The sequence below is a fragment of the Micromonospora sp. S4605 genome, from assembly GCF_003176715.1.
Lineage (GTDB): Bacteria > Actinomycetota > Actinomycetes > Mycobacteriales > Micromonosporaceae > Micromonospora > Micromonospora echinaurantiaca.
The window spans coordinates 1-11,203 of sequence record NZ_QGSW01000315.1; the positions used below are offsets into that span (position 1 = coordinate 1).

Annotated in this window: 10 protein-coding genes; 5 read left to right on the plus strand and 5 right to left on the minus strand. The window is 77.3% G+C overall.

The window, feature by feature from the left end; genetic code table 11:
• Positions 1–33: 33 nt before the first annotated feature.
• From DLJ47_RS28060 to pspM, 4 genes are all read left to right on the plus strand, one after another.
• Positions 34–567 (plus strand): CinA family protein, encoded by a 534-nt coding sequence (locus DLJ47_RS28060; RefSeq protein WP_109904383.1) that lies wholly within the window; start codon positions 34–36, stop codon positions 565–567.
• Between the two features lie 281 nt (positions 568–848).
• Positions 849–1,298 carry a helix-turn-helix domain-containing protein gene (locus tag DLJ47_RS28065; protein WP_109904385.1) on the plus strand — a complete coding sequence of 150 codons (450 nt, stop codon included), beginning with the start codon at positions 849–851 and terminating at the stop codon, positions 1,296–1,298.
• Positions 1,299–1,497: 199 nt separating this feature from the next.
• Positions 1,498–2,379, plus strand: a complete 882-nt coding sequence (locus DLJ47_RS28070; RefSeq protein ID WP_109904387.1) for a PspA/IM30 family protein — start codon at positions 1,498–1,500, stop codon at positions 2,377–2,379.
• Between the two features lie 25 nt (positions 2,380–2,404).
• Positions 2,405–3,184 carry a phage shock envelope stress response protein PspM gene (pspM, locus tag DLJ47_RS28075; RefSeq protein WP_109904389.1) on the plus strand — a complete coding sequence of 260 codons (780 nt, stop codon included), beginning with the start codon at positions 2,405–2,407 and terminating at the stop codon, positions 3,182–3,184.
• A 9-nt stretch (positions 3,185–3,193) separates the two neighbouring features.
• Here the strand turns inward: pspM and DLJ47_RS28080 are convergent, their stop codons facing one another.
• The 4 genes from DLJ47_RS28080 to DLJ47_RS28095 form a co-directional block, all read right to left on the minus strand.
• The gene (locus DLJ47_RS28080; protein ID WP_109904391.1) at positions 3,194–6,820 is read right to left on the minus strand and encodes a hypothetical protein; all 3,627 of its coding nucleotides are present in this window, start codon (positions 6,818–6,820) and stop codon (positions 3,194–3,196) included.
• Between the two features lie 262 nt (positions 6,821–7,082).
• Positions 7,083–7,892, minus strand: coding sequence for a DNA-formamidopyrimidine glycosylase family protein (locus DLJ47_RS28085; protein WP_109904393.1), 810 nt, complete (start codon positions 7,890–7,892; stop codon positions 7,083–7,085).
• A 173-nt stretch (positions 7,893–8,065) separates the two neighbouring features.
• Positions 8,066–8,860: an SAM hydrolase/SAM-dependent halogenase family protein gene (locus tag DLJ47_RS28090; RefSeq protein WP_109904395.1), complete on the minus strand. Its 795-nt coding sequence runs from the start codon at positions 8,858–8,860 to the stop codon at positions 8,066–8,068.
• Between the two features lie 9 nt (positions 8,861–8,869).
• Positions 8,870–9,415: a GNAT family N-acetyltransferase gene (locus tag DLJ47_RS28095; RefSeq protein WP_109904397.1), complete on the minus strand. Its 546-nt coding sequence runs from the start codon at positions 9,413–9,415 to the stop codon at positions 8,870–8,872.
• Between the two features lie 257 nt (positions 9,416–9,672).
• Here DLJ47_RS28095 and DLJ47_RS28100 point away from each other — a divergent pair, with 257 nt between their 5' ends.
• Positions 9,673–10,254 (plus strand): hypothetical protein, encoded by a 582-nt coding sequence (locus DLJ47_RS28100; protein WP_109904399.1) that lies wholly within the window; start codon positions 9,673–9,675, stop codon positions 10,252–10,254.
• A 279-nt stretch (positions 10,255–10,533) separates the two neighbouring features.
• On the opposite strand, the gene DLJ47_RS28105 is transcribed toward DLJ47_RS28100, so the two are convergent.
• Positions 10,534–11,203: Lhr family helicase (locus DLJ47_RS28105; protein ID WP_446723607.1), on the minus strand; the 670-nt coding region annotated here is incomplete at its 5' end.

The following is an 11,203-nucleotide window of genomic DNA, read 5'->3' on the forward strand; positions in this document are numbered from 1 at the left end:
GGGGGGGGGGGGGTGGGGGGAAGGATCGGGGACATGCAGAGCAGCGACGCGAACGGGGAGCGGCCGGTCGGCAGCCCGGCGGCGGCGGTGGTGCACCGCCTGACCGAGCGGGCGGAGACGCTGGCCACTGTCGAGTCGCTCACCGGCGGCCTGCTGGCCGCCTCGATCGTGGAGATCGCCGGGGTGAGCGGCGTCTTCCGCGGCGGGCTGGTGGTCTACGCCACCGAGCTGAAGTCCGAGCTGGCGGGGGTGCCGGCGGACCTGCTCGCCGAGCGCGGGCCGGTCGACCCGGACGTGGCCGCCGCGCTCGCCGAGGGCGGCCGGCGGCGCTGCGGCGCCGACTGGGGCCTCGCCACCACCGGGGTGGCCGGCCCCGAGCCACAGGACGGCAAGCCCGTCGGGCTGGTCTACGTGGCCGTGGCGGGGCCGGGCGGCAGCACCGTGCGCCAGTTGGACCTGGACGGCGGGCGGGACCACGTGCGGGCGGCGGCGGTGATCGAGGCATTGCGGCTGCTGGCCGAGCGGATCCACGAGGCCGACGCGGATCGGACCGCCGCCGGCGTGTGAGCCACGCCGTCTCGTCGGCATCGCGGTGTCCCGGTGCCGTCGTGGCCCCCGTGCCGGCGATGTGGCGTTGATCATGCCCGTTCCGGGGCCGCCGCGCGGCGTCGGCCGGCGGAGCGGGTCTGCGGAGGGCAGACAACCCGCGATCCCCGGGCGGGGTGGGATGTCGCCGGGCGCGGCAACGGGTACGGTTGCGGGAAGGCTCCGGCGGTCGGGGCCGGCGCGGTCGCCGTGCCGGGCCGGGCGGCCGGGGGCGACAGAGGTGTCCCTCAGGGGGAGGTGCGATGGTCCTGCTACGCCGGGTGATCGGTGACGCACTGCGGGCGCGCCGGCAGGGGCAGCACCGCACCCTGCGCGAGGTCTCCTCCGCGGCCAACGTCAGCCTCGGCTATCTCTCCGAGATCGAGCGCGGCCAGAAGGAGCCCTCCAGCGAGCTGCTGGCCGCCATCTGCGACGCGCTCGGCGCGCGCCTGTCCGAGCTGCTGCGCGAGGTCAGCGACACCGTCGCGCTCGCCGAGCAGATGCCGGGCGTGCTGGTGCCGGTGCAGGACGAGCCGGCCGAGCCGGCCGCGGTGGCGCGACCCGCCGTCCGCAAGGCCACCGGCCGCGCCGTGCACCAGGTCAGCTCCGACGGCAAGGTCGCCGTCTCGGTCCACCAGGACTCCCCGCTCAAGGCCACCCTGCGCAGCAGCCGGGTCCGCCAGGCCGACCGCGACGTGGTCTGCGCCGCCTGATCCCCACCCACCGCGCTCCATGGCCGTCGGTGGCCCGCGCCGCGTAGGGTTGATCGCGGACGGTGCCGGTGTTGCCCACCGGCCGGTACGGATGCCCCGCTGGCGTCCGGCTGGGACGATGGAGCCAGCGCCGCACCGCCACCGTCGGGCCGTGCGGCACGGTGCGGCGCAGCGACGCGACTGAGGGGATACCGCGGAGATGGCGAACCCGTTCGTCAAGGGTTGGAAGTACCTGATGGCGCTCTTCGGCGCCAAGATCGACGAGCACGCCGATCCCAAGGTGCAGATCCAGCAGGCCATCGAGGAGGCGCAGCGCCAGCACCAGGCGCTGGTCCAGCAGGCCGCCGCGGTGATCGGCAACCAGCGCCAGCTGGAGATGAAGCTCTCCCGCCAGATGTCCGAGGTCGAGCGGTTGCAGGGCAACGCCCGGCAGGCTCTGGTCCTCGCCGACCAGGCCCGGGCCCGGGGCGACGAGGCCGAGGCCGGGCGCTACGAGCAGTCCGCGCAGACCCTCGCCTCCCAGCTGGTCTCCGCCGAGCAGGCCACCGAGGACCTCAAGACCCTGCACGACCAGGCGCTCGGGGCCGCCGCGCAGGCGCGCAAGGCGGTGGAGAACAACTCGATGATCCTCCAGCAGAAGCTCGCCGAGCGCACCAAGCTGCTCAGCCAGCTGGAGCAGGCCAAGATGCAGGAGAGCGTCGCCCAGTCGCTGGAGTCGATGTCGGCGCTGACCGCCTCCGGCACCACCCCCACCCTGGACGAGGTGCGCGACCGCATCGAGCGGCGCTACGCCAACGCGATGGGCCGGGCCGAACTGGCCGGCAACTCCGTCGAGGGGCGGATGCTGGAGATCCAGAAGGCGACCCTGGACTCGGCCGGCTCGGCCCGGCTGGAGCAGATCCGGGCCAGCATGGCCGGTGAGCAGCTCGGCGCCCAGCGGCAACAGCCCGCCGCGCCCCGCGCCGAGCAGGCCGCGCCGGCCGCGCCGGCCGCCGACCCGGCGGCCGCCGCCCGGCTCGACGAGATCCGGGCCAGCATGAGCCGGGAACGAGGCACGGGGGACACCACCGCCGCAGGCTGAGCGGCCGGGGGTCGAGGAGGCACAGGTGGCAGACGAGCGAACCCGGTACTTCCGGCGGTTGAGCCGGCTGCGGCGGTCCGCCCGCCGGTGGAGCGTGCTGGCCGGCGGGCTCGGTGGCGCCCCCGCCGTGCTCACCCCGTACGCCGGGCTGGGGTTGCCGGACGCGGCGTGGGCCGCCGGCGCCGGCAGCGCCGTGGCGCTGGCCGCCTGGCGCTGGATCGACCTGCGCGCGCTGGCCGCCCGGCCGGCGCCGCCGCCGCTCGACCCGGCCGAGGCCGCCGCCCGGTCCCGGGCCCGGCTGGTCGCCGCGGTGGAGCGGCTCCCGGTCGGCCCGGGCGTGCTCGCCGAGGTACGCCGGGTCCGTTCCCGGGTGGCGCTGCGCGGCACCAGCGCCGCCGAGCCGTGGGCCCGGCTGGACCGGGCGGCGCTGACCCTGGCCGGAATGGCGCCCCGGCTCACCGGCCTCGCCGAGCCGGCGGTGGTGGAGGCGGCCACGGCCGACCGGTCCCTGCGGGACCTGGCCAACCGGGTGGCCAGTGTGGAACGCGCGCTGCGGCTCGCCCCGGCCGACGCCCGCCCGCCGCTGGCCGAGGCGCACCGGGCGCTCACCGCGCAACTGGACAGCGGCGTCGCCGCGTACGAGCGGCTGGTGGTGGCGGCCGCCGGCTACGTGGCCGAGGACGCCCGCCCGGACGCCGAGCACCCGGCCGCCGCCCAGCTGACCGAGGCGACCGACCTGCTGCACGGCGTCGCCGCGGCGCTGGCCGAGCTGCGCGCCGTCAACACCCCGCTGCGCGCCCCCTGAGCCGGCCGGTCACTGCGGCGTGGCGACCGCCAGCGGTGTGGTGAACGGCGAGCCGCCGACGACGTTGAACGAGCGGATCCGGTAGTGGTAGGTGACCCCGCGGGCCAGGCCCGTGTTGGTGAACCCCCGGCCGGTGACCGTGAAGGTGGCCACCTCGCGGCCGAATCCCGGGTCCAGGGCCCGCTGCACGATGAACCCGGCGCCCGGCCCGGTCGGGGTGCTGGCCGACCAGCCCAGGATCACCGTGGCGGTGTCCGGGCCGGGCGCGGTGGCGGTGGCGCTCACCGCGGTCGGCGTGGCGGGCACCGGCGGGGTGGTCACCGTGGCCACCGTCGACCAGGGTGAGGCAGCGCCCAGGTACGTCGTCCGCACCCGGTAGTAGTACGTGGTGTCCGGGGCGACGGCGGTGTCCAGGTGCTGGTCGCCCACGCCGATCGCGGTGGTGCCCGGCCCGCTGGTGAACGTCGGGTTGGTGGCCCGCTGCACGTCGATGCCGGTGGCGAAGGAGCGGTTCGCCCAGCGCAGCGCGACCCGCAGCGGCGCCGCCGGCGGGACCACCGCTGCCAGCCCGGCGGGCGCGGTCAGCCGCACCGCGGCCGGCACGCTGTTCGACCAGGCGGAGCAGCTGACCGCGTTCTCGGCGCGGATCCGGTAGTGGTAGGTCACCCCGGGCGTGACGGTGGCGTCGGTGTACCGGGTGGCGGTGGCCGCCACGGTGATCTCGGTCAGCCCTTCGGCGAAGGTGGCGTCGGTGGCCCGCTGGAGCAGGTGGCTGGTGGCCGGGGGGCGGCTGCCGTTGCCGGTCCAGGCCAGCGCGATGGCCGGCAGCGCGGTGGCCGTGCCGGGAGCGGGCGTGGCGGTCAGCCCGGTGGGCGCCTTCGGCGCGACCCGTAGCACCAGCGGCCGGCTCATGCCCTGGTCGCGGTGCCCGGCCAGCCGGCTGTGCCAGCGGTACTCCCAGCCCAGGTTGACCAGGTGGTTCAGGACCATCGCCGGCCGGCCGTCGGCCGGGCTCACCGGGGTCGAGCCGGTCCGCGCGCCGGCCGGCCGGGTCGGGTCGAGCAGCCGTACGCTGTCGCCGACCTTGAACGGCAGGGCGGGGACGACCGGCCGCAGGGCGACGATCACGTCCTCCCGCGGGTCGACCCGGACGACCTGCTTCCAGCCCAGCTCGGCTCCCTCCGCCGGCCGGACCGTGCCGTCCCAGCCGACCCGGTTGACGATCTGCACGTCGCAGCCGTCGAACTGCACCGGCTGGGTCTGCCGGGCGTGCCCGCTGATCCGCCAGAGCTGGGTGCCGTCGGCGGGGGCGCCGATCCCGACCGCCGGGTCGGTGGCGAAGAGGATCTCGGTGGCCGGGTCGGTCGGGTCGAGCGGCAGGGTGGCGGGGGAGAGTGGCCCGGCGTGCGGGTGCTCGACGCCGAGCCGCCCGGTCAGCCGGCCGTACCCGGGCTCGAAGACCTGCTGCACCACCTTGCCGAGCAGCGGCAGGGTCACCGGAGCGCCGGCTCCGGCCGGGGTGAAGGTGACAGTGGTGGCGTGCGCCGGCACCAGGGTGGCCCGGCCGGTGCCGGCGTCCTGGCCGGGTTGCGGCACGATCGGCCGCCGCTGGCTGGCCGCGTACGCCCGGGGCAGCCGGTCACGCAGCCGGGCCAGGTCGTACCGGGGCGCCGGCGTGCCGGCCACCCGGAACTGGAGCAGGGTGCGGGTGTTCGGGCCGTATCCCGGCCGGGTGGGCGGCGCGCCGCCCTCGGCGGTGCGGTCCGGCGCGCCGGTGTGCTGGTCGTAGCGGGGGTCGAAGCCGGGCAGCGGGGCCGGGCAGTCGTTGTACAGGATGAGCGTGCTGCCCGGGGCGACGCTAGCGAAGTCGACCAGTACGTCGGCCCGCTCGCCGGGGGCGAGCAGCAGGGCGTGCCCGTCGACGTTGAGCACGGTGGGGTCGCGACGGTCGTACCGGTAGCCCACCGGCCGGTTCGGGATCACCACCGGCGCCGGCAGCAGCCCGCACTCGTTGCCGATCTGGACCAGCTCCGGGCCGGCGGCGGCCGGGTCGGGCACCCCGCCGTCGCGCCCGTCGGTCGGCCAGCCGGACGGGCGGCCCGGCGCCCGGACCGCGTCCACCATCGGCACCTCGCCGGCGTCGGCGTCGGCCAACCCGCCGTCTGCCGCCCACATCGGCCCGGTCGACCGGGCCCGGTAGAGGCCCAGGTTGAGGCTGCGGTCGAGGCAGGCGTTGAGGATCCGGAACCGGTAGGTGCGGGGCTCGACGGTCAGGTAGGGGTAGGCGGCGCCGTTGACCAGCATGGTGTCGCCGAACACCTCCGGCACCGCCGACGGATGCGGCACGCCGGGCGTCCACGGCGGCTCCGCCGGGTCGGTCACCGGGTCGTGGTGCGGGTTCGGCACCGGCGCCGGGCCGGGGTGCGCCGGTCCGGCGCCGTCGAGCGCGGCGACCGGCCCGCCCACCTCGGCGGTACGCGACCACGGGCCGTAGTCCCACCGGCCGGTCGGGTTCGTCCCGCTGGCCCGGTACGGGTTCTGCCGGGGCTGGTAGACGTGCGGGTGCCAGAGGCTGCCCCGGGCGCCCCAGCGGTCCCGGTCCCAGGTCGGGTCCTCCCCGGCGAGCTGGGTGTCGTCCGGCACGAAGGTCTTGTCCTCGATCACCAGCGGCACCTGGTCGGCCGGCAGCACGCCGTCGGCGACCAGTTGCTCCTCGGCCGGGTCGGTGAGCAGGTAGAGCGCGACCTGACCGGAGTAGACGGTCAGCCGGGCCAGGCCGAGGGTGTTGTCGTGGAACCAGAGCAGCCGGCCGCTCTGCTCGTTGGGGTAGTAGCGGGTGGTGGCGCCGGCCCCGGGCGGCGGCATGTCCGGCACGTGGGTCAGCCCGGGCCCGCTCGGGTACGGGGTGATCTCGCCCGCCGGGGTGATCCACTGCCACGGGTTTCCGGCGCAGATCCAGGCCGTCTGCGCCCCGGACAGGTGCAGCACTGCCCGGTTCTGCGGGTACGGCGCCGGGCCGTCCAGCGGGCCGGTGCCGGCCCCGTACACGGTCGGGTCGACCGGGAGGAAGAGTTCCCCGGCGCGGCCGGTGGGGAGCTGGTTGATGAACTTGATCCGCACCGGCCGTCCCCGCCGGGCCAGCACCACCGGCCCGAGGTGCCAGGGGCGCTCCGGGGGCGCGACGGTGTTGTGCCCGTCGGCGTCGGTGCCCAGGTTGAGCTGCCGGTAGCCGCGCAGCCGGGTGGCCGGCAGATCGCGGTGCAGGCGCTGGGCGTACTCCTGCAGGCCGATCTCGTAGTAGTCGCAGCCCGGGTAGCTGATGGTGTCCGGCGTGGCCACCGGCAGGTGCGCGCCGAGGTCGTTGGCGCCCAGCGCGCCGAGGCCGGGCAGCGCGTCGACGAACTTCCGGAGGCCGGTGCCCGCCGTCACCCGGCCGTCGGCGTCGACCACCGGGCGGGGACTGCCGGCGAAGTTCGGCACCGGACCGAAGCAGCGCGGCACGGCGGCCGGGTCGAGGCTGGCCGGCGCGGGGGCGACCGGGTCGGCGGCGCGGGCCGCCGGGACGGTGCGGGGCGGGCCGGCGGTGGCGCCGAGGCGGGCCGTCCAGGGGATCCGGAGTCGACGGAACATCACCATGGCTCTCCCCGGGGTCGGGGCGCGGCGGCCACCACCTCGGCGTGGCGGCCCGATCGCGCTCGCGTTGACGATCGGTGAGCACTCAACCGCAGCATGCGACGCGGACGGGTGGGTTAGGAAGTACCCAATCGTCCGTATCTGCTGTCGGGCACCGGTCGTCGGTGACGCCGGGCATCGACGCTGGTCGTCGCAGGTCCCCCCGGGCCGTGGAAGTTCCACGGCGCGGGGCGCGGAGCGGCCGGGTCGACGAGCCCGGCCGGCGTCACCCTCCGTCGCCGCCCGGGGTGCGCTCCGGCTGGCAGACCGGGCACCAGTAGGTGACCCGGTCGCCGAGTTCCTCCTTGCGGATGGCGGTGCCGCAGCGGCGGCAGGGCTGGGCCCGCCGGCCGTACACGTAGCTGGTCTGGCCGCGGTGCAGCGACCCGGTGGTGCTCTGCGTCCAGCGGCCCCGGTTGGCGGCGAGCAGCCGCTGGGCCAGGGTGACCGTGCCGGCGAGGTCGGGCACCGCGCGCACCGGCGTCCACGGCGAGATCCCGCGCAGGAAGAGCACCTCGCACTTGTAGAGGTTGCCGATGCCGGCCAGGTTGCGCTGATCCAGCAGCGCCTCGCCGATCGTCGCGTCGGGGTGGGCGGCCAGCCGGCGGACCGCCTCGGCCGGATCCCAGTCCGCGCCGAGCAGGTCGGGGCCGAGCTGCCCGACCAGCGACTCCTCCTCGGCGGTGGGCGCCAACGCCACCTCGTGCAGGTGGTAGCCGACGGCGACCGCCCCGGGGCTGCGCAGCACCACCCGGATCAGGTGGGCCGGCCGCGCGGTCCACCGCTCGCCGGGGGCGTACGCCCGCCAGGCGCCCTCCATCCGCAGGTGCGAGTGCAGCGTCCAGTGCGTTCCGTCGGGTGCGGCGAGCCGGAGCAGCAGGTGCTTGCCCCGGCTGGCCGACTCCCGCACGGTCCAGCCGGTGAGGTCGGTGGTGGCGAGCTGGGGCACCCGGAAGTCGCTGCCGGTCAGCCGGGCGCCGGCCAGCGCGCGGTGCAGCACGCGGGCGGTGTTCCAGACGGTGTCACCTTCGGGCACCCTGCCATCCTCCACCCGCCCTCGCGGTGACCGCCCGTTGACCGGCCGGCGTGCCGGGTGCGGCCGCCGAGGCCGCGGCGGGCCCCGCCGGAATCGGCGCCCAGGCGGTCAGCCGGCGTCCGGCACGGTGACCCGGCGCGGTCAGCCGCGTCCGGGGTGGTGACCCGCAGCGGTCAGCCGGCGTCCGGGGTGCTGACCCGGAGCAGGTCGCCGGGCGCGACGCCGAGCAGCTCGGCCGCTCGGCCGCCGTTGACCGCCACCGCCACCAGACCGGCCGAGTCGCCGTGCACCACCAGCCCGCCGGCCGGGGCGTCGCCGAAGGTCCGTCCGCGCACCGCGTCCCGGCCGGCCACCCGTACCCGGCCGGGCAGCCCGGCGAGCAGCTCCGCCGGCGCGGCGAGCTGCACGTTGCCGAAATGGTCCACGGTCAGCACCTCGGCGGTGAACCCGCCGGCCTCGCGGTCGAGCACCGGCGCGGGCAGCCGGACCAGGGTGTCCGGGTCCACGGCCGGGCCGGCGTCGGCCAGCGGCGCGCCGAGCGCGAGCCGCGCCGCGACCGGCGCGAAGACGTCCCGGCCGTGGAAGGTGTCCGAGACCCGCGGCGCCAGCCATCCGGCTGACGTCAGCTCGACGGCGGAGGTGATCCCGCCGAGCGCCGCCGCGGCGTCGAGCAGCAGGCCGTTGTCCGGCCCGACCAGCAGCCCGCCCGGCGTGGCCAGGCCGACTCCGCGGCGGGCCGTGCCGACCCCCGGGTCCACCACGGCCACGTGCACCCCGACCGGCAGGTGCGGCACGGTCTGCGCGAGCACCGCCGCGCCCCGGCGTACGTCGCCCGGCGGCACCAGGTGGGTCACGTCGATCACCCGGGCGGCCGGCGCCAGCCGGGCGATCACCCCGTGGCAGGCGGCCACGAAGCCGTCCGCGAGGCCGTAGTCGGTGGTCAGCGAGATCCACGGGATCGGTGCCATGCCGGCAGGTTAGTTCCTCCGCTCCGGCGCCGGCGCTTCCCCGTCCGGGGCCGGCGTTCCCTCGTCCGAGGCCGGGCGCAGCTCCAGGATCAGCTCGTCGTGCAGCGGGATGCCGTCCTCCCCGACGGTCGGGATGCTCGGCTTGAGCCGGCGGGCCCGGTCCACGGCGCCCCGGTCCACGCCCACCAGCCGCAGCCCGCGCCGCTGGTAGAAGCGCAGCGCCCGCAGGTTGTCGTTGGTGGTGATCAGCCAGAGCCGCGCCGCGCCGGCGGCCCGGGCGGCCTCCGCCGCCGCGGCCAGCAGGGCCGTGCCGACGCCGCCGCCGGGCGTCGTCGCGACCACGCTGACCACCTCCAGGCCGTCCGCGTCGGTGCGGTGGACGAGCGCCCCGACCACGGCGCCGGCGCCGTCCACCGCCACCAGGGTGGGCAACGTACGCAGGTCGAAGCGGGTGTCGTGGGCGATCACGTACGGCCCGCCCCACTCGCGCTCGTGCAACGCGTCGACCGCCGCCCGGTCCTCCGGCCCGGCCGGCCGTACCCGCACCCCGCTCATCTCGCCTCCCCGCCCGCGACCATGGCCCCTTCCCGCCTGTGACCGTCGCCTTCCGGTCCGCGACCGTCGCCTCCCCGTCCGCGACCGTCGCCTCCCCGTCCGCGACCGTCGCCTCCCCGTCCGCGACCGGCCGGATCGTATCCGCACCCGGCCGGGCGGGTCCGCCGGATTTTCAGGACGTGCTGGCAGATATGGGACAGCGGCACTGGCCGACCGGCCACTGCCGGGGTCGCCGGGTCTGTCCGCAGACTGCCGGGGTGACCAACCGGAAGCTGCCCGCCATCGCGCTGCTCGTGATCACGGCCGCGCTGACCGCCGCCTGCGGTGACGACGCCGACCAGCGGCCGGGTGTCGCCGGGGCCTCCGCCTCGACCGGCGTCGGACACCCCGGGCCGGCCGTCCCGGCGGCGCCGCCGACCACCCCGGGCACCACCGCGGCCGACCCGCCGGGCCGCGCCGCGCCGGTGGGGCCGAGCGGCACCACCGAACGCCGTCCGGCCGGCCCGCCGCCGGTGGTGCTGCCCGCCCGGCCGGCAGGGGCGCCCGGTGCGCGGCAGGTCGTCGCCGCGTTCCGGGCGGCCGGGCTGAAGGCGGGCAACCCGCGGGACCGCTCGGCCGACTGCGGGCCGGACGGGCTCGGGCTGGGCTGCTCGGAGATCGTCGCCACCGACGGGGTCACCGTCTACGTCTTCCCGGACGAGACCAGCGCCGGCGACATCGCCGAGACGTGGAGCGGCCAGTCGTTCCGGCGTGGCGCCGTGGTGCTCAACTACCTGGAGGCGAGGACCCCCGCCGCCGACCGCGCCCGCTACGAGCAGGTGCTCACAACCCTGCGCTGACCATGCCCGGGGCCACCTGGCGCGGTGCGATCGTGCCTGGTGCGGCCTGCGGCCTGCGGCCTGCGGCCTGCGGCCTGCGGCCTGCGGCCTGCGGCCTGCGGCGGTGCGCGGCGCGGCGGTGCGCGGCGCGCGGTGTGACCGTGCCCGGTGCGGCCGTGGCTGGAGCGATCGTGCCCGGAGCGGCCGGGCCGGTGCGACCGTGCCCGTGTGGCTGTGCGCAGTGTGTGACCCCGGCCCGCCCGCTTGACGACGGCCCGCCCTGGACCGGCGAGCGGCTGGTCAGCCGCGCAGGCGCAGCCCGCGCGGGGTGGTGCGGAAGCCGGCCGCGGTGAGCGCGTCGCGCAGCGGCGAGGAGTGCACCGCCTCGCCGTCGGCGCGCTCCACCGACATGGCGCCCAGCGCCCCGGAGTGGACCGCGTCGGCTAGCGCCTTGCCGGCCGCGGCGAGGGCGTCGGAGTCGTCGGTGAACGAGAGGATCGTCCGCCCGCCCCGCTCCACGTAGAGCACCAGGTCGCCGCCGACCAGCACCACGAGGGCGCCGGCCTTGCGGCCCGCCCGGTGCCCGGTGGCCGGGGCCGCCCCGTCGCCCGAGTCGACCACCCGCTCCGGCCACGGCAGCGCCGCCCCGTACGGGTTGGCCGGGTCGGTGGCGGCGAGCACCAGCGTCGGCCCGCCGCCGCGACCGGGCCCGCCGTCGGTCGGCTCGGCCAACGCGCGGATCCGGTCCACCGCGCCGGGCACCGCGAACTGCGCCGCGCCCAGCCCCTCCACGAAGTAGCCGCGCCGGGCCGCGCCGCGCTCCTCCAGCGCGGAGAGCACCGGGTAGACCGCGGCGAAACCGCCGGCCACCTGCTCGGCCACCACCGCGCCCCGGGTGACCACCCCGTGCCGTTCGAGCAGCACGTCGGCCAGCGCGGCGCGGCCCGGCGCGGCTACTTCGTGGAGGGGC